Below are 18,617 nucleotides of genomic sequence, written 5' to 3'. Positions count from 1 at the left end.
AATAGAGGATTAACTGGGGGGAGGTAGACTCATGGATCCGTTAGATATTGTTGATAATTTAGAGAAGGTAAAGCCTGTATATCAGCCAATTATCAGTGCCGTTCGGTATGATGTGATTGGTTATGAAGTATTGGGCCGATTTCAGGATGGTCAGGAGTGGAGAAGTCTTGGCGAGTTCTTTCAGGATAACGAAGTTCCAGAAGAATTCAAGGTTGAAGTGGACCAGTACTTACTGGATATAGCTGTTTCAGAAATGCTGGAGCTAAACAAAGAAGGCTATTTATTTATTAACCGAAATGCTAAACAATTAATGATAGATAATGGTGAATACTTGTTAGAAACGCTGCTTACCTTTGAGCAAAGAGGATTTGCTATGAATAGAGTGGTCATAGAGGTTACAGAACATGATTTCGATGAAGAGTTTGATTCTCTTAGTCATTTGCTCAACTACTACAAAACATATGGTATTAAAATTGCTATCGATCGTGTAGGGGCTAAGAGCTCTAACATTGACCGAATCCGGCAGATTGAACCTCATATTTTAAAAATAAATACTAAAATTATTCGTACCTATAACACAGAAGGTTTTCAGGACATTATGTATTCATTATCTATGTTGGCCCGTCGTATAGGGGCAGCGATGTTGTTTGAAAATATTGAGGTTGACTCTCAGCTGCACTTTGCCTGGAAACATGGAGGGCGTTACTATCAAGGTCATTACCTGGCAGAACCAGATTTTAATCTTGCATCGAGTGATACTTTAGCTTTAAATCTTGAAACAAAAGTCGATGCATATATTCAGCGTGAGAAATCATTAGTGGAGCAACGGCTATCCTTAGTCTTGTTATGGGAAGAAAAGATTAAAAAGTTACTTTCCAAATGGGATGGACCTGATAAGGTAGATTCGTTTATTGAAGAAATTACGAACCAATTTAATAATGAAAGCTTTCGTATGTTTATTTGTAATGGAAACGGTCTGCAGGTTTCTTCAAACTTTCGAAAGAGAGACGGGAATTGGGAGCAGGAACCACATGAAAAAGGATCAAATTGGGCATTTCGTCCTTATTTCCTGGAAAATGTGATGCAAATGAAAACATGGAAAAAAGGTATGTTGTCCGACATTTACTCTGATATTGAAACAAGGGAAATGGTACGTACCTTCAGTTACCCATTGACCGATCAGCATTTTCTGTTTATTGACATAGGTTATTCTTTTATTTACGAAAATGAATTTTTACTGATCTGAAGGTACTGTATAGAGATGAATCACCTCAAAAAACTTTTGGGGTGATTTGTAAATAGGATAATATTAGTATGCTAATTTATGTTAAGATAGGTATATAGTTACAAATATTGTTTTAATTTTCTTGCATACTACCATTATTTACATATTTCGACACTTCGCTTATACTACTAAGTAACTAGTTAAAATAGATTTTAATCAAAATAAAAGAATGATTGAATATTAGATTCAGAGAGGATTGCGAAATGCGGAATCAACTTAGAAGCTCTACTTTATTAAATGAAGAGAAGCGAACCACTATATGGTTTTTGTGGTTGTTTTATGTCGTGTATTTTGTGTATGATGTGTTTTATTTTTACATATTGCCTGATAACCCTTGGAGTGCAGGACTAGGATTACCTACATTCGGTTTTAATTACATTATGTACTTAGTAATGCTTTTCCTTTTACCAATATCCTATTATTTAATTAAAAATAATACCCCTGGGCCAATTAAATATATATACTTTATAACATTTACACTATTTAATATTGTAAATGATATTTGGGTATACTCAGGGAACGACGCTCCCTATGGCAGTGGTAATGTAATTGAAATAGTTATAGTGCTTTTTTCACCAATCTTTGTAAACAAGAGGTTTTTTAATTTAGTATTTTTAGGTACAATTTTTAAATTTATAGTTGTTGGACTTTCCATACAAGATCCTCTGGTTATACTGCCATTACTTATGGTAGGTATTTTGGCAATGATTGCCTATATTCTGCTAAATCGTTTTTTAAGCTATGTTTCAGCCGTAGAGAGTTCCTATGATAAACAGTTGGAAGGTATGGTGAAAGGAATTATTGCGACTTTGGAGCTTAAGGATCCATATACAAGAGGGCATAGTGAACGGGTAGCTGGATATGCTATGATTCTAGCGAACGCAACTGAGGAATTTCAAGACGATGAATTAAAATCTTTTTACTATGCATGTCTGTTACATGATATTGGTAAGGTCCATATTCCGGATTATATCTTAACTAAACCAGGTAAACTAACATCTGAAGAGTTCGATCTAATTAAGGCTCATCCAAGTGTTGGTGCGAATGCAGTTCAACAAGTGGAAGGGATTGCTGACAACATTGATGTTATCTATCATCATCATGAGCGTTGGGATGGTAAAGGATATCCAGATGGTTTAATGGGTGAAGAGACACATCTACTACCGAGAGTGACAGCAATTGCTGATGCATTTGATGCAATGACTTCCTCTAGATCCTATCGGTCGGCATTACCTTTGGAGGAAGCTTATAATCAAATTATTGCCGGAAGGGGTACCCAGTTTGATCCTGAGTTAGTAGATCTTTTTGAGAAAGTATATCCATCTTGGGCAGATTATCACAATAGCTATTATAATAAAGATGATAGTTTGGAAGAGGCTGCTACCACGAAATAAAGGGGGTGAAATTATTATGAAAATCCGTAAACTTAACAAGATTAAAGTGACATGCTGGTGGTGTCCTTGGTTTGTCCGTTAGTATCTTCAAAAAAGATTTTTCATGGATGCTAGAAAACTAGCATCCTATTTTTTCTTTTCTACATAGGTGGTGTGAACATGAATTTATCCTTGCAATCCCAACTTACCTTATATCCTCTAACGATTCGAGAAGATAAGAAGCATTATATTGTTGAAGAAAGTTTTTCAGGTGATTTTTTTGAGATGCCTAAGATCTGTATCGATGCTATCAATTTGATAAATAAAAGTTTCACATTAGATCAAGTAGAGCAACAGTTGAAACCACACTATCCGGAGGAGGAAGTGAATTTAGTTGAATTTGCTGAACAACTTGTAGAGCTTGGCCTTGTTCAGGAAATTGATGGTGAAGAGGTCCAGGTTACCAAAAATAATGATTCTCCCAAGGGATTTACATGGCTTTCACCTAAAGTAGGACAGTTCTTTTTTAATAAAGTGACAACAAAGCTTTTTATGGCCATCATAATTTTAAATATCCTTCTCGTGATCATAAATCCACAGTTACTCCCTGCATACCATGATTTATTTATCTTTGATGCCATGACGTTTAATATTTTGACGTTTATGGGCATAAGTCTGTTATTAATTATTATTCATGAATTTGGTCATATTTTGGCCGTCCGTTCTCATGGCTTACCAGCTAAGCTGGATGTTGGGCACCGATTATTATTTGTTGTGTTCCAAACAGACTTGTCAACAGCATGGAAGCTGTCATCGAAACAGCGAAATGTTTTGTATCTTGCTGGGATATGTTTTGATCAACTGATGATTCTTATTGCATTTATTCTAAAATTATCTTTCCCGGAGGCTAGTTCACTCTTCATTGGTATCCTGGGAGTTGTCGTGCTAGATATCTTTATTAAGACGGTTTACCAATGCTGTTTTTATATGAAGACAGATATCTATTATCTCTGTGAAAATCTGACAGGGTGCTACAACTTGATGGAAAATGGTAGACAGTACTTAAGCAAATGGCTTCCATTTATAAAGTCGGATTTCACGACTGAAACATTTGAGGATGAGGCTAAATTTGTTCGTATGTACAGTGTGTTTTATATTTGTGGAGTTCTATTAACATTTAGTATATTTATTATTTATTTTATACCACAAGTATATTACGCGTATTCACAAACGTTACCTGAATTATTGCATCCAGGTGGAAACCCATATTTTTGGGATGCGGTAGTTTTTCTTGGACAAACAATACTTATGGGTAGCTTACTTATTTATTCCTGGCATAAATCCAATACCTCCAGAACATACTAAGTATAAGTTTTGGAGGTGTTTTTAATGGATAACAACGAGTTTGAAAACGTATATAATGATTATAAGAATCAGGCGGAAGCCCCGGCACAACATGAGGGAGATCCATATCAGGAACAAATAGTTGCTGTTCGCAAAAATGATGATGGTGATATTATCGCATTTAAGACGGAGAGCGGAAGAGAACTTGATTATGTGATGGCATTAAGTGAAGCAAAAGAAGGTAAGCTTGCTCACGTAGATGTCTTTCATAAGTATGGCAGGGATATTATTCGAAGCGAACCAGATGGCGTGAAAGAGAACAACTTAGATAACCTGGATACATTTTAATAAAAAGTTTGATCATGCCCATTCCTTTAGAGGTCTGGGCTTTTTTGCAGATAAGAAACCAAGTAATCGAGCTTGTGAGGTATTTTCATGAATAGAATAAATTCTTTCTGCTAAAGTGCAATTAAGGTTTGGGGATAAGCAATGTTTTCTAAATTTTATCCCTCAAAATGATTGCCAACCATGTGATGGAATTCTATAATGGAAGAAATGTCTGAATCTTTAAAGGGGAGTGATGTCAAATGCCAATTAATATTCCAAAAGAATTGCCTGCCAGTGACTCTTTAAAGCAGGAGAAAATTTTTGTCATGGATGTAGCCCGTGCCAAAACACAGGATATCCGTCCTCTTAATATATTAATCTTAAATTTAATGCCTGAAAAGGAAAAAACGGAACTGCAGCTGTTGCGGCTGCTGGGCAATACCCCGCTGCAGGTCAATATCAGTTTTCTCAGGACTGCAACACATCGGTCAAAACATGTGAGCAGGCATCACCTGGAAAACTTTTATACTACCTTTGAAGATGTCAAGAATCGCCGCTATGATGGAATGATTATTACAGGTGCACCAATTGAAACTTTGGAATTTGAAGACGTAACCTATTGGGAAGAATTGAAGGAAATTATGGAGTGGGCGAATAAGAATGTCACTTCAACGCTACACATATGCTGGGGAGCCCAGGCAAGTCTGTATTATCATTATGGGATTGAAAAATTTATGATGGAAAAGAAAAGTTTTGGTATTTTTAAGCATCGCATATCTGATCCTACTGTTAATCTTGTACGCGGTTTTGATGATATTTTCCATGCACCACATTCAAGGTACACGAATGTTCCAAGGGAGGAAATTGAAAAGAATCCGGACTTAACACTTTTGTCCGTTTCTGAAGAGGATGCACCGTTTATCATCATGTCAAAAGATGCCAAAAATATCATGATTACCGGTCATTTGGAATATAACGCGACAGCTCTTGCTGAGGAATATAAACGTGATATTGATAAAGGACTGGAAATTGATATACCAGCCAATTATTATCCAAATAATGATGTTAACGAACTACCGCCAAACATATGGCGCTCACACAGCCATTTACTTTTCTCGAATTGGCTGAATTACTATGTCTATCAGGAAACACCGTTTAAATGGGATTAGTATTCATTGGTAAATTGGTCATAAAAATAGTTAAAACTGCAATCTCATGTACCGTGAGGATTGCAGTTTTTTGATTGTATAGAAAATTATAAACTTTAAGTGCTGTGGATAATTGGACTTCCGAATCAGCGACGTCCAGCTCCGACGTACAGGACGTACTAGTGCCGGTGACGCCACAGGACGTGGCGTTCTCACCGGCCAGCGCCTAGCGCCTAGTGGACTTCCCTCCCCGTGTCTACGATAAGAAATAAAGGATGTTCGACTAAAACCACCACATCCTGTGGCAACGTCGAACTACCCCACGTCCTGTGGGGCAGCTTACGCTCTTCGTGTACCCTTTATCTCACACGGTAAAAGGAAGATCGACTAACACCGCCGCTTTGCGCGGCAACGTCGACCCACCCGCAGCGCTGAGCGCAGTCCATACGGCGCTGAACAGGCGCTTCCGCTTTTGTTCTTGGAATAACGTTAACTATATTACACAACCTAAAATATGGAGGTGAATTTACATGCCAAAAGGGAAAAGCAAAAAAGACTTTGCTGATGAAAATAAATTATACAACCCGGACGCTAAGTATTATGAAAATCAGGGCAGTGCAGATACTTCAGATAAAGTTGCTGGGAACAAACAGTTGAATCGGAAAAATAAATGAGTCTTAAATTAGAAATGGTGCATTGGTGCCTCGGACTGCTGTCTCTGGTACCAGGCACTTATCTGCTATTTTCTTTCCATTCTATTATTCGCACCAATCTCTCCAGCTTATCCAACTCGAAAAAGAGTTCAATAATACTGTTTGCAATCGGAAAAACAAAATTCCATTTATCAAGTTCAGACCCTTGCAGTTCCTCGACAAGATTATTAATTGTAATTTGCATTGCTGTCTTTGTTTCCTTCTGCAGATCTATATCGAGGATGATTTTATTCTCATATAGAAGCAATATATTTTCGCTGTAGCTGTTCATTTCTTTTACCAGTTTTTTTATCATGTAAGATTTATTGTCTGGAATCGCCTCGATTTCGTTGATATTCTTCTCTAACTGTCGAATTAATGTCTGTTTTTTGCTTAGCATTCGGATCATATGCTTATAAATGATAATGTTTCTGTAAAAGCTCCGCCGGTTTTTAATAAACAGACGACCCCTTTCGTCAGATATAATGTCATAATAATCCGTTGCATCAATAATTAACTTTTCAATTTCCGTGCCTTCCTTTTTTACTTCAGAACTGTTCATTGTCTTATTCGGTATTACGCGCAATAGGAAGTTCGTTTTCTCACTTGCATCTTTAATCAGGCTAAATAAATTCTTCTGATGATCCGGTGGGAAAACAATCATATTAATGATAAAAGCAGAAAACACCCCAATTGTAACCAGTGACAAACGATCAATAATATACATAATGCTTAACCCATCTTCGTTTCCAAGCATCAATGCGATAATGGTTAAGACCGTTAAGCTTACAGTTTTATGCAATCCAAGCCTAACGTTAATAGCAATAGATATGATTACAACCAATCCAACTGAAAGTGGATGGTGTCCGAGCAGAAAGGTACCCAGTAATGCAAACACAAGTCCAACCCCATTGGAAACAACAACTTCTTTAATATAATTATAAGACCGCATAATGGAAGGCTGCATAGCTAGAACTGCAGCAATAGCCGCCACAATTTCCAACTCGAGTTCCAGCATACCTGTAATCAGTAATGTTAATCCAACTGCTAGGCCTGTTTTTACCATGCGCGGGCCGATATTGAATTCCATGTTAAGCACCCCTAAAATGTTACGTATATTGTTATTTATATGCGAGAGGTTTTGGGACAGACCTATAGAATAATCGTATGAAATGATAGAAGAAGCCTTATTCCCGTTTACGGTTTAAGGCTTTTTTGAGTTAAAGAATACTACTACTAAGGTACTATTTTGCCCGACCTGATAGACCAAATTACGCATAGACAAGCATAAACCAAGTTGATAACCTTGATGTAAGGGTTTTCAATTTTGAAAAAAATAAAAGAAGGTGAATATCGTGACTAGTCGATCAAAAAAATTCTTTTTGCTAGGCATTAGTTTATTAGTACTTATTCCATTTCTGCCAGGTAACTATGTAGATGCAAAAGAACATGATTTAAAGATTAATCCTTCACCACAGGAGATGGAAGTGCTAGGGAAAGGTTTTCCGTTAACGCCTGTTGTTGGACTTGTTGTTGGAGAAGGTACCGATGATGCAGCGATTCGGGAGGTTGAGCAGGCTTTAGAAGGAGCAGATGTCAAGCGCATCATCCGAAAAAGTTCCGATGAGCCTGCACCTGAAACTCCTGTTACAATTTGGATCGGAGGCCCTGATGAAAATCAGGAATCCTCAGATATATTGCAACAACTTGATGTGGATGGTCCTGAAGGGTTGAATGATGAGGGACATGTGCTAGTCTCAAAACATACTGATAAAAAGCGGATAGTGCTTGCTGGGAAGAGTAAAGCCGGAACGTTTTATGCTGCCCAAACTTTTGAACAATTAATTCAGGAAAAGCAAGGACGTGACTGGATTCCAGCAGTTGAGATACGTGATTGGCCTGAGATGGCAATGAGAGGGTCAATTGAAGGATTTTACGGTCCACCATGGTCACATGAAGACAGATTAAATCAAATAGAGTTTTATAGTGAACATAAAATGAACGAGTATATTTATGCACCCAAAGACGATCCATATCATAGAGAGGATTGGCGTGAACCATATCCGGAAGATGAATTGAATCAGCTTGGAGAACTGGTCGATAAAGCAAATCAAAATCATGTTGAGTTTACCTTTTCGCTCTCACCGGGTAATACCGTATGTTATTCGGGGGATAGGGATTTTGAATTATTAATGGATAAAATGGAAGCTGTATGGGACTTGGGTGTTCGTTCCTATGCCATTTTTTTGGATGACATCAGTTATGAACTTCACTGTGAACAGGATCAGGAAAAGTTTGGAGACGATGAAAGTCCAACGGCTGCAGCGCAAGCATATCTTTTAAATCGTTTTAATGAAGAATTTATTCAGACTCATGAAGGTGTTAAGCCTCTGATTACGGTTCCAACAGATTATGCAGGAAATGATTCAACAGTTTACAGGGAAAGGTTTGCCAAGTTGGCAGATAAAGACATTGTCGTCATGTGGACTGGTTCTGCGGTTGTTCCCGAAAAAATTGAATCAGACGAGGCAGAACAGGTTTCCCGGATTTTCAAACATGACCTGCTTATTTGGGACAATTATCCAGTTAATGATTATGACCGAAATCGACTGTTTCTTGGGCCGCTTGTAAATAGGGATAGTACTTTATCAGACCATGGTGTCATTGGCTTGACAGCAAACCCGATGAATGAAGCGGAAGCCTCTAAAATACCATTATATACGATTGCAGATTATACATGGAATCCAAAAGACTATGAGCCACATGAATCGTGGAAGAGAAGTATAGAGTCATTTGGTGGAGATGTATCGGAAGCATTAAAGACATTTGCAGAAAATAACTACTCATCACCAATAAACGGTACTGAATCATTAACGCTCAGACCACTTATTCAACAGTTTTGGGATAGTTATGATGGTGGAAATACAAATGGGGTTAGCCAAAAACTACTAGAAGAATTTGCACAGCTTGAAAAAGCGTCAGACAAACTTCAAAACAATTTAGAGAATCAAAATTTTCTAGATGAAGTTGCTCCATACCTTGAGAAATCGGAGCTATACGGAAAAGCGGGAGAAGCTGCAGTGAAGATGCTGATGGCACAAAAAGAAGACAATGGTGAATCTGCATGGACCGAGCGGCTAATTTTACAGAAGGCATTAAAGGATGCCAATGATATATCACAAAAAGTTGCTGAAGGCGTAATAAAGCCATTTTTAACGAATGCCATTCAAAAAAGTAATGAGTGGTTTGGTATCAAAGCAAGTCGTGGTACGAGTACATTAGGAACTTATCAGGATTATTCGCTCTCAAATATGACTGATGAAGATTTAAATACGTATTACTGGAGTAATGAGGCAGCTAAGACTGGAGATGCTGTAGGAATTGACCTTGGTGATCGCTTCACAGTGGAATCTATTGAACTACTAATGGGTACAGGTGAAAAGTCTGCTGATTATATTCATCACGGCGTACTAGAGTATTCCCTAGATGGAGAAAACTGGACTGCATTGACTGAAAAACAAAATCAGGCAGAAATACAAGCTGAGACAGAAGGTATTGAGGCAAGATACATTCGATTCCGTGCAATAGAAGATCAAGTTAGTTGGGTCCAGGTAAGAGAGTTTGATGTGAAAATAGAAGGTGAAATTGAAACCCTACCTTTAACGACCATGGGAACCTATCAAAATTATGCTTCGTCCAATATGATTGATGGGGACAATAATACGATTTACTGGAATGGCGAGCATGTTAATAAAAATGATGCTGTGGGGGTTGATCTTGGAGAAACTTACACGGTAGATAGCATTGAGCTGTTAATGGGTTCAGAGGGTAGCCCGGATGATTATATTGATCATGGTGCATTGGAGTATTCAGTAGATGGTGAAAACTGGACAACGCTGACAGAAAGACGTGATCAACAAGAAGTCACGCTAGATACTGACAGTATTCAAGCAAGGTATATTCGGTACAGGGCATTGTCTGATCAGGATAATTGGCTTCAGGTAAGGGAGTTCCGTGTTCAAAGTAATAAAGGAACTGACAATGTGAGCGGCGGACCACCGGCAGTAGATGGAACTAGCCTTAGTAATCTTTCAGATGCTTCATTGTCTAGTGCATATCAGGCGAAGAGACCACCAGAAGCAGGAGAGTCTATCGTATTAACATATCCTAAGCAACGTATGCTTCAAGAGTTAGTCATTTTGCAGGGAGAACATTCCCAAGCAAAAGCGACAGTACAAATCGAGAACGAGAATGGTGAGTGGGTGACAGTTGGAACACTTTCAGGAATATATTCAAAGGTGGAGGCTGGTTTTGAAACAAACAAGGTTAGATTAAATTGGCAAGAAAGCTCAGAGACTCCAACTATCTATGAAGTTATTCCGAAGTGGGACAATTAAAAAAATGCAGGTAACAAAGAATAGGGTCATTCCAGGATTATGTCCTGGATGACCCTTTTTTAGCAGATAAGAAACCACCATGGCTGCTGAATGCGCAGCCAGCTTTTATCATGAAAATTATTTTTCATGTTGTAGATTTGAGGTTTTGCGGACACCAGAGACCTTATTTGACTGAAATACAGGAAAATGGTGATGTCTGCGGACACCAGGGACCTTATTTCACATAAATACAGTCAAACAATATGATATATGTGAAATAAGCGCTTCTGTGTCCGAATAACTTTGAGAAGATACTTTTATATAGAAATAGCGTCTCCTGTGTCCTCTAAAATCAAGTCACAGAGGTATTTTCATACAAAAGTATAAATCCTTTCTTACTGCATAAGTGCACCTAAGGCTTGGTGAATAGCCAAGTTTTAAAAATTAGCTATTTATATAAGGCTTAGGAGCATTTATGTTACGATTTATCTTGTGGTTATAGTTATTCTCATTCAACAAAAGTGAGGTACATCGTTTCGGGAAATCATATGGTATAAACTGTTGATAATCATCAGGCAAGATATCAGTATCCTGAAAATTCCTGGATAAATTTTCAATAGGCTGTAATCTGCTATCAGACTGTTGTTTTAGATGGTTAACGACAACATTTCCGATAAATTTCCCTAATATCAGTCCTTCATTATTATCTGATGGAAAATGTACTCCAGCATATAAACGGCTGAGCGCATTGTCACTTGCTATCTTCCAAAGTTTTCTTGATTCTTTAGGAAAAAAATAACTTAAGACAGTTGCTGTACATGCTGACATCGTTGCATGGCCAGACGGATAAGTTGGGAAACGAGGGGTACATAGTAATGTTTTCATACGTTGGTCATATTGATTAGGTCTAGCTACATCAAAGCGGTATTTTAAATCCCATACCACAATCATCGTGTCGTTGACAGCACCCTGTACTGAGGCTAATATACGTGCAGCACTCGTTGGGCTTACATCATATGAATCAATTATGCGATCAATGACGGGGGTCCACTGCTTAGTAGGGACTCCAGTTCCATAATAGATACCAATATCTCTTTGGTTAGTGGTTAAATTACGTAGTGTTCTTCTAACGACCCGTAACTCTTTTTCGAAATTGATTAAATTAGGGTGTGTTATAGGAAGTTTTAATTTTTCCCCCTTGGTGTCTAAAAATCTTTCATCTTCGCCTCTTTTTAAATAGGTTAGCGGCCAGGATCCCGCATAAGGAGTAACGGGGTTGGTAGGAGGATTCTTTTCTCCTGCATATGGTAACTCAGTCCAGTTTAAATAGTTTGTTTTCAACTCATTTTCACCTCCATATTTACTTCCTATATAATATGGAAAAAATGTAATAATGAGTAGACTCCTTCAATTTCTATTTTAGTTCTTTTGTTTCTTCAGAATACAAGGCTGTTTGTTTTATGTTTACTCCAACAAATGACTCTAATATTGCCTGGCCACCAGCAATAGCTAATATGAAAATCAAGTATTTAGCAATAAAAGGGATCCATAAAAAAATCACCGCTAAAAAGGTGGCGCACCAAATTCCTGCACACCAATAGCAGGTTAAAAGGTAACCAACTTTTGATTTTGGCACCTCTTTTGATTCGTTAGCTGAAGTCTTTTTCTTTGTTAAAAAAGGTTTCCGAATAAATTCAGTTATTTTATCAAATACGATTAAGTGTGTTAGGCGATAACTGGCGAGTATAATCATCACAAATGATATCCAAGAAATTTCCATTTAACCAGACCCTCTCCATAAGTACATTAATAAGTTCCCCCTGTAAAGGCGGCCATTTTCAATATTCAATTTCCTCAAAGTCATCTGGTTTAAGGGTTGGTTGTTTTTGTTTTAATTTATCGTTATTTGCAATTTCCTCATTTGTTTCCTGATATGGTTTAACTTTGCTAAATTGTTCTGTTGCCGGTTTATCGTTTAATTTTTTATCATTCATCGAGATACATCCTCCTTATTTCTTGTATTTAATATCTGGAGTTTAGTTTTCCAACTTTATATGTTTTTATGACAGGAAATCAGATGTGACTGGGTAATAAACACTATACTAGGATAATAGTTTTATCTTTCAATCTTTCTACAATAATCGACAAATTTTTCCTGCGAATTATGTTAAATTAATTGTCATATTGAGGAGGAGGAAACAGAAGATGAAAAAAATATTGTTTTTCACCGTATGTTTACTAGTTGTTTTCGGCATGAATGTCTCTGCCAAACCAGCTGTTCCAGACGCAGAACCGAAAATTAAGGTTGAAGACGGGGTTACACAAGCCGTCTTTTCCAAGGAGGATGCAGTACGTGAAACCGTTTACATCGAGACAACTGTTGACAGCGATGGCGATGGACAAAATGACAAAGTTCATGCCGAGATTATACGTCCAAAAGAAACGGAGGAAGGGCTTGAGGTACCAGTTATTTTTGAAATGAGCCCCTATCGTGCCGGACTTTCCTCACTGGATTTTCATGATGTAGATGTCGAATTAAATCCCGTAGAAAAGAATGGGAAGGGTAAACCTTATGCAGCAGATTTACCTGGTTATTATGACGATTATTTTGTCCCGCGGGGATATGCTGTAGTACTTGCTGAGAGTATTGGAAGTGGTCTTTCTGAAGGTTGTCCTACTGTTGGTGATGAACGTGAAATTCGTGCTACAGAGGCTGTCATTGATTGGCTAAATGGCCGGGCAGATGCATTTACGGAGGATGGACAGGAAGTATCTGCTGATTGGTCAACAGGGAATGTTGGGATGACGGGTGTATCCTATAACGGCACATTGCCAAACGGCGTGGCAACTACTGGTGTGGAAGGGTTAAAAACCATTGTTCCAATTGGTGCGATTAGCAGCTGGTATGATTATTATCGTTCCAATGGGGCTGTTGTTGCTCCAGGAGGTTACCAGGGCGAGGACGCTGACGTATTAGGAAGAGCAGTACTTACTCGTGATAATCCGGAAGTCTGTTCTGATGTGATGAATCAAATAGAGGATAATCAGGACCGCGAAACCGGAGATTATAATGAATTCTGGGATGCGCGTAATTATTTGAATGATGTTAAGGATATTGAAGCGAGTGTTTTTGTAGTTCATGGCTTAAATGATTGGAATGTAAAAACACAGCAGTTCTCACAATGGTGGGAAGAATTAAAGCATTATAATGTTCCTAGGAAGTTATGGCTGCATCAAGGCGGGCACTCCAGCCCATACTATTTCCGAAATGAAGAGTGGTTAACAACACTTAATAAATGGTTTGATCATTGGTTATATGATATAGATAATGGAATCATGGATGAGCCAGTTGTTGATATCCAACGTGAAGATGATTCATGGGAGACAACGGAATCATGGCCAAATGCTGATGCCACTGAAACAAAACTGCATTTTACCGCTGGCAGTAATGAAGCAGGTGGTTTAAGTATTCAACCTGTCCCGAATAAAAACAAAGAGGCAGATAGTTTACTAGATAATGCGCTAATAGAAGCTAGAGAATTAGTTCAAAATCCTTTATCGGAATCACCAAACCGCCAAGTTTATTTAAGTAAGGAATTAACGGATTCCTATCGTATGAGCGGTACACCGAAAGTGTCTATTCGTGCCAGCATCGATCAGCCGACTGCTAATTTAACCGGATTGCTTGTCGACTATGGACCAAATGGTACTGCTGAAATTGTTACGCGTGGATGGATGGATCCTCAAAATATCAACTCGATGTCTAAATCAAAGGCACTCGTTCCAAACCATCAATATACTTTTGATTGGGATATGCAACCGGATGATTACCAATTTAAGGCTGGGCATCAAATTGGTATTGTTATTATTTCCAGTGATAATAAATATACGATACGTCCTGAATCTGGAACGAAAATTTCCATTGATCCCGAGCGCAGCCATGTGACGCTTCCATTGGTTGGTGATATAAAAGAGCTGCGATGAAAAGATGAAAAGCGATCATCCTAATCAGGTGATCGCTTTTTACTGTTTCAGAAGGTATGAAGCCACTCAAGGAAAACCGGGACAAGGGACCTGACCCCATTGGCCCGGTTAGATTGTCCGCAATAGCAGTTTCTTTAGGAGTGGGGCGAAGTGTTCTGGGAGTTCGTCGACGCTTGGGATCATGAGGCGTTCTTTTCCATAAATATTCTTCATGGTTAGATCTTCTCGTTCGTCGATTTCTCCGTCTGCTAAAAACATACCGATAACGTCAATACCTTTTTTGCGTGCTTCTGACACAGCCAGATTTGTGTCAATGATGCCATTCTGATCATAGTTGGCAGCAGCTGGTTCACCGTCTGAGAATACGAGTAGGAATTTATTCTTTTCTCTTCTGGCTGATAACGCTTTTGTAATAAAACGTATGCTGAAACCATCCCGGTTATCTTCCTGTGGCTCAAGCTGCATGATTCTTGCTCCCGTGTTTTGATAAAGGGAATCCGTGTACGAATGAATCTCATGAAAATAATTCGGCTGATAGTTTTCTTTTACGTCATTTGCATCCTCCCAGAATCCAACGATGGAGTGGGGGATCTTGAGTTGTTTTAATACTTCGTGAAATAGAACTACGCCGCGTTTTGTTTCGTCCATTTTATTGTGCATGGATGCGGAACAGTCGACAAGTAGGGTGAAAACAGCATCGATGTCTTTGGATTCCTGGTTTTTTTTATAAAATACCCTTGGGTTTTCGTCAATAATAACGGGCAGCAGTTTTTTTGATAATCGGCCGATGACTAAATCTTTTCGTGGTGCATTCATTTTGTGTTCGAGCACTTTTTCAATGGTAGTCGCAAGCTTCCTTTTGAAAGCTTCAATGGTAGCAACAATAGTCTCGTACGCATGTTGCTCTTCCATTGATGGTGTGTTAGCTTTTTTGACTATTGCTACTGCATGTTTATTTTCCTCGCCATAATTTAGCTCGTTGTCATTGGATTGCCTTCCTTTGTTGGTACTTTGTTTCTCAAGTGAATCGACTTCTGAGTAGTCGTTCTTATCACTTTCCCCTGAAGCACCTTGAATTGTACCCATGGCTTGATCAGCATCCTCTGTTTCTCTTGCACCACTACCCATGATACTTGTTTTCGTGCCTGAATCTAATTCAAATTGAAGGAAGTTTTGTTTCCTGTCACTGTTTTCATTTTCCTGGTGCCAGGAAGGTAACTGTTCATCCATAGACTCGTTATTTTCTTCATCGACATCTTCTTTTTCTTCGTTTGGTATGTCATCTGTTCGGGTTAATTCATCGAACAATGTATTCTTTTCATACTTTTCGATGTGTGAAATCGGAAAAGAAAAATAGACATTTGTCATGTCTTTATAATCATCTTCTATTTGCAAAACCATTTGTTCGGCAATAGCTGTAATGTCTTCTGTATTTTTTGCCTCAAAGGAGGCATAGATATGCGGTTTAAGGTTTTCCAGGCTGCTAAGCTGCTGCTTATTTGCTTTAGGAAAATTTGGGTCCGGCTGATCTGTTTGAATCAATAGGTAGATAAGACAAAATAATTCATCAAGTGAATGGTTTCTTGTCACGTTGTTTCCTAATTGAGTATCAAAGTAGTGCTTCAGGTGTTTTCTTCTTTCGGCAAAGTCTCTTTTTGTGCCTGGTCTTATTTTGGTTATGATTTCTTCCAGCCGTATATCTTCCAGCAACGTAATAAGTTGAGCAGCAAAATTCGGCAGGCCTGATTCGTTTATTTTTTTCAGATATGTCTTTAGGAAGGGAACCTGTGAATAATGCAGTGTTCCAATTGTCCGCAAAAACACATCCGTTTTATAGCCCTGTTCCTTAATTGCCTGATTGCTAATATCCCATAAATGACTGCCTGTAATATTACGGTTCGTGAGGTCAATAAATGAACCATATTTATACGCGAACTGCAGGTCCGGATTATCCGATAATATGGTGGATAAGTCCTGTAATTGCAAATATAGATCTGTATCTACCTTGGAATCATCCCAGCGGTTATATTTCATTCAGGATCCTCCTTTCTGGTGGAATTAGTCTTCCTATTAAAAAAGGGTATCTGCTAAATTTTTCACGAATTCTCTCTCACGTTCCTCTTCCAGTTTATCAACGATTGACCTTAAAATAGCGCGTTTCGGTGGGATAATCGAACTCAGGTCACAAGCATCAAGCAAAGCACGGATAGACGCTGCTTCTTCGGATAACTTTCCTTGAGCAACAGAACGAATCAAATCGCTGGATAACGTGACAAATAAGTCGATTGTTGTGTTGTTGGTTAGCCTTGTATTTGATTGAATCAATTCCCTTAATTGTTCTCCTTCTAAGTACGGAACATCAATGACAATAAACCGGTTCTTCAACGCTTCGTTTAATGGGACGGTACCAACATAGCCTTCGTTTATCGCAGCTATAACATTAAATCCTTCTTCGGCAGTTATTATTTCGTTAGTGAATGGATTCGTTACCGTTCTTCGATAGTCAAGTACACCATTAATAAGCGGTAAAGTTTCTGGTTTCGCCATATTGACTTCATCAATGTAGAGGAAGGCTCCACTATTCATTGCGCTTGTTACAGGACCTGGCACGAAATCAATTACTTGTTTCCCGTCCTCATATGCCAAGGTTTTAAAGCCCATTAAGCTTTCTGCATCTAAGTCAACTGAACAATTGACGTTAAACATTGGTTGGTGGAATAAGCTTGATAGTGTTTCAGCGAACTTTGTTTTTCCTGCCCCAGTAGGACCTTTCAGCAGGATATTTTTCCCCATACTTAGTGCTGAAATTGCATCGATTAGTAAGTCTGTATGTGGCGGTACATAGCCGCCTTGCCGGATTAATTCCTGAAATGTATTATCATCCGTTCGTTGGTTAGTATTAAGTATAGTAGTTATATTTTCGGGAAGATTGTAGTTTATGTGCATTGATAAACTCCTTTCAAGGATAGTTTAAACCTTATCGCGGGAGTTGACAAAGATTGCGGGACGAGGGACCTGACCCTATGTCCCAATAGAGGAGGGGTTGTATGTTTTCTTTTCGTGGTGATGCGCATAAGTTATTTCTTGATTTAAAGGAACAGAAGGATATCCATTCCAATAGGGATCTTAAAGAAACTGCTGCAATAAAATCTTTTTATGAATCACTTGAAAGCGAAACACTCAGATTAATTTTTTATCGCATGGTAAAAGAACAAAACGGAACAGGTATTATTCCTATCTTTGTCACAGCTATTCCCTGGCTATTATTTTTATTTTCGGATAAAATTCAGGAATTTTTGTTTAAGGATGGTATTCTGATTTGGGCTATCTTCATTACGATATACTTGATTTTACTAACGGTAAGTGCCTTTTTTCATTTTAAGGAAAAAGCATGGGCCGCGTTACATATTGAGATTATAAAGGATGTTCTGGGAGAAAGGGACAGTTGAACTCATTAAGGCAATTCACTGTTACATGAAACTGCTAATCATGCAAATAAGATTAGGCTTCCTACTTTTGTCAGGAGTATTAAAATAAACGATTTGTTAAAACTAACGAAAAAAGGAGGGATCTATTTTGAGTAAGGGTAAGAAGAAAAAGAACAAGAGCAAGGAAGAGCTAAATGATATGAAGGATGATAAAAAATATCGGCAAAACCGGCCGCCAAGATAAGCAGGAGGTTCATTACATGTCAGAACAAAATAAAAACCGCAATCGGGATACAGGTAAGCAGCAGAATGTACTGAAGTATGATACAGAACCAAAGCGCGAGAAGAATGACACAGAAATAGCAGATGACACCGAATTTCTAAATCAGGATAATAAAAGAAACAAGAGAAAGCGATAAATCAGAGAGCATGTCCATAATGGCATGCTCTTTTAGCTACTGTTGAGGTGCATTGTGGCGAAAGTGCTGAAGTTCACAAGGAAAGCGCCGAAGTTCACACTGATTTCGCCGATGTTGGTCTTCTGTCAAGAAAATGGACACTTCACTTTGGTGAACTATTCATTCAAAACTACTACCGCGCTTCGCTTGGTGTGACCGTAGAAATGAAAAGTCTAAGACAATGACTTTTCATTTCTACGGC

The 18,617-nt window shown here is 38.4% G+C and carries 16 protein-coding genes; 10 read left to right on the top strand and 6 right to left on the bottom strand.

Annotation, left to right across the window (positions count from 1 at the left end; all coding sequences use genetic code 11):
• The first annotated feature begins 31 nt into the window (after positions 1-31).
• The 6 genes from ACE1TG_RS09310 (at position 32) to ACE1TG_RS09285 (ending at position 6,151) form a co-directional block, all read left to right on the top strand.
• On the top strand, positions 32-1,246 hold the full coding sequence (locus ACE1TG_RS09310) for an EAL domain-containing protein (protein WP_375052099.1): 1,215 nt from the start codon (positions 32-34) through the stop codon (positions 1,244-1,246).
• Between the two features lie 242 nt (positions 1,247-1,488).
• The gene (locus ACE1TG_RS09305) at positions 1,489-2,679 is read left to right on the top strand and encodes an HD-GYP domain-containing protein (protein ID WP_375052098.1); all 1,191 of its coding nucleotides are present in this window, start codon (positions 1,489-1,491) and stop codon (positions 2,677-2,679) included.
• A gap of 159 nt (positions 2,680-2,838) precedes the next feature.
• The gene (locus tag ACE1TG_RS09300; protein WP_375052097.1) at positions 2,839-4,023 is read left to right on the top strand and encodes a peptidase; all 1,185 of its coding nucleotides are present in this window, start codon (positions 2,839-2,841) and stop codon (positions 4,021-4,023) included.
• A 24-nt stretch (positions 4,024-4,047) separates the two neighbouring features.
• Positions 4,048-4,350, top strand: coding sequence for a DUF3892 domain-containing protein (locus tag ACE1TG_RS09295; RefSeq protein ID WP_375052096.1), 303 nt, complete (start codon positions 4,048-4,050; stop codon positions 4,348-4,350).
• A 239-nt stretch (positions 4,351-4,589) separates the two neighbouring features.
• The gene (gene metA, locus ACE1TG_RS09290; protein ID WP_375052095.1) at positions 4,590-5,498 is read left to right on the top strand and encodes a homoserine O-acetyltransferase MetA; all 909 of its coding nucleotides are present in this window, start codon (positions 4,590-4,592) and stop codon (positions 5,496-5,498) included.
• Between the two features lie 509 nt (positions 5,499-6,007).
• Positions 6,008-6,151 (top strand): hypothetical protein, encoded by a 144-nt coding sequence (locus ACE1TG_RS09285; protein WP_375052094.1) that lies wholly within the window; start codon positions 6,008-6,010, stop codon positions 6,149-6,151.
• 58 nt (positions 6,152-6,209) lie between these two features.
• Here ACE1TG_RS09285 and ACE1TG_RS09280 read toward each other — a convergent pair whose 3' ends face one another.
• Positions 6,210-7,259: an FUSC family protein gene (locus tag ACE1TG_RS09280; protein ID WP_375052093.1), complete on the bottom strand. Its 1,050-nt coding sequence runs from the start codon at positions 7,257-7,259 to the stop codon at positions 6,210-6,212.
• A gap of 265 nt (positions 7,260-7,524) precedes the next feature.
• On the opposite strand from ACE1TG_RS09280, the gene ACE1TG_RS09275 reads away from it, so the two are divergent.
• The gene (locus ACE1TG_RS09275; protein ID WP_375052092.1) at positions 7,525-10,566 is read left to right on the top strand and encodes a glycoside hydrolase family 84 protein; all 3,042 of its coding nucleotides are present in this window, start codon (positions 7,525-7,527) and stop codon (positions 10,564-10,566) included.
• A 423-nt stretch (positions 10,567-10,989) separates the two neighbouring features.
• Here the strand turns inward: ACE1TG_RS09275 and ACE1TG_RS09270 are convergent, their stop codons facing one another.
• From ACE1TG_RS09270 to ACE1TG_RS09260, 3 genes are all read right to left on the bottom strand, one after another.
• Complete coding sequence (locus ACE1TG_RS09270; RefSeq protein WP_375052091.1) at positions 10,990-11,886, bottom strand: vanadium-dependent haloperoxidase; 897 nt, start codon at positions 11,884-11,886, stop codon at positions 10,990-10,992.
• Between the two features lie 73 nt (positions 11,887-11,959).
• Complete coding sequence (locus ACE1TG_RS09265) at positions 11,960-12,325, bottom strand: DUF1360 domain-containing protein (RefSeq protein ID WP_375052090.1); 366 nt, start codon at positions 12,323-12,325, stop codon at positions 11,960-11,962.
• Between the two features lie 58 nt (positions 12,326-12,383).
• On the bottom strand, positions 12,384-12,539 hold the full coding sequence (locus ACE1TG_RS09260; RefSeq protein WP_375052089.1) for a hypothetical protein: 156 nt from the start codon (positions 12,537-12,539) through the stop codon (positions 12,384-12,386).
• A gap of 190 nt (positions 12,540-12,729) precedes the next feature.
• Here ACE1TG_RS09260 and ACE1TG_RS09255 point away from each other — a divergent pair, with 190 nt between their 5' ends.
• Positions 12,730-14,529, top strand: coding sequence for a Xaa-Pro dipeptidyl-peptidase (locus ACE1TG_RS09255; protein WP_375052088.1), 1,800 nt, complete (start codon positions 12,730-12,732; stop codon positions 14,527-14,529).
• Positions 14,530-14,637: 108 nt separating this feature from the next.
• Here the strand turns inward: ACE1TG_RS09255 and ACE1TG_RS09250 are convergent, their stop codons facing one another.
• Together ACE1TG_RS09250 and ACE1TG_RS09245 are read right to left on the bottom strand one after the other, a co-directional pair.
• Positions 14,638-16,563, bottom strand: coding sequence for a vWA domain-containing protein (locus ACE1TG_RS09250; protein WP_375052087.1), 1,926 nt, complete (start codon positions 16,561-16,563; stop codon positions 14,638-14,640).
• A 36-nt stretch (positions 16,564-16,599) separates the two neighbouring features.
• On the bottom strand, positions 16,600-17,475 hold the full coding sequence (locus ACE1TG_RS09245) for an ATP-binding protein (protein WP_375052086.1): 876 nt from the start codon (positions 17,473-17,475) through the stop codon (positions 16,600-16,602).
• Positions 17,476-17,576: 101 nt separating this feature from the next.
• Between ACE1TG_RS09245 and ACE1TG_RS09240 the strand changes: the two genes are divergently transcribed.
• Positions 17,577-17,978, top strand: coding sequence for a hypothetical protein (locus tag ACE1TG_RS09240; protein WP_375052085.1), 402 nt, complete (start codon positions 17,577-17,579; stop codon positions 17,976-17,978).
• Between the two features lie 239 nt (positions 17,979-18,217).
• Positions 18,218-18,376, top strand: a complete 159-nt coding sequence (locus ACE1TG_RS09235) for a hypothetical protein (protein ID WP_375052083.1) — start codon at positions 18,218-18,220, stop codon at positions 18,374-18,376.
• Positions 18,377-18,617 lie beyond the last annotated feature (241 nt).

It is taken from the genome of Virgibacillus sp. JSM 102003 (assembly GCF_041949995.1).
In the GTDB taxonomy this organism is placed as follows: Bacteria; Bacillota; Bacilli; order Bacillales; family Amphibacillaceae; genus Lentibacillus.
This window is presented reverse-complemented; position numbering and strand designations above follow the sequence as displayed.

Excerpts from the sequence above, each read along its gene's own strand:
- ACE1TG_RS09280 (WP_375052093.1), bottom strand. The coding sequence starts at position 7,259 with ATGGAATTCAATATCGGCCCGCGCATGGTAAAAACAGGCCTAGCAGTT.
- ACE1TG_RS09260 (WP_375052089.1), bottom strand. The coding sequence starts at position 12,539 with ATGAATGATAAAAAATTAAACGATAAACCGGCAACAGAACAATTTAGC.
- metA (WP_375052095.1), top strand. The coding sequence starts at position 4,590 with ATGCCAATTAATATTCCAAAAGAATTGCCTGCCAGTGACTCTTTAAAG.
- ACE1TG_RS09305 (WP_375052098.1), top strand. The coding sequence starts at position 1,489 with ATGCGGAATCAACTTAGAAGCTCTACTTTATTAAATGAAGAGAAGCGA.
- ACE1TG_RS09240 (WP_375052085.1), top strand. The coding sequence starts at position 17,577 with ATGTTTTCTTTTCGTGGTGATGCGCATAAGTTATTTCTTGATTTAAAG.
- ACE1TG_RS09235 (WP_375052083.1), top strand. The coding sequence starts at position 18,218 with ATGTCAGAACAAAATAAAAACCGCAATCGGGATACAGGTAAGCAGCAG.
- ACE1TG_RS09250 (WP_375052087.1), bottom strand. The coding sequence starts at position 16,563 with ATGAAATATAACCGCTGGGATGATTCCAAGGTAGATACAGATCTATAT.
- ACE1TG_RS09285 (WP_375052094.1), top strand. The coding sequence starts at position 6,008 with ATGCCAAAAGGGAAAAGCAAAAAAGACTTTGCTGATGAAAATAAATTA.
- ACE1TG_RS09295 (WP_375052096.1), top strand. The coding sequence starts at position 4,048 with ATGGATAACAACGAGTTTGAAAACGTATATAATGATTATAAGAATCAG.
- ACE1TG_RS09265 (WP_375052090.1), bottom strand. The coding sequence starts at position 12,325 with ATGGAAATTTCTTGGATATCATTTGTGATGATTATACTCGCCAGTTAT.
- ACE1TG_RS09245 (WP_375052086.1), bottom strand. The coding sequence starts at position 17,475 with ATGCACATAAACTACAATCTTCCCGAAAATATAACTACTATACTTAAT.
- ACE1TG_RS09310 (WP_375052099.1), top strand. The coding sequence starts at position 32 with ATGGATCCGTTAGATATTGTTGATAATTTAGAGAAGGTAAAGCCTGTA.
- ACE1TG_RS09300 (WP_375052097.1), top strand. The coding sequence starts at position 2,839 with ATGAATTTATCCTTGCAATCCCAACTTACCTTATATCCTCTAACGATT.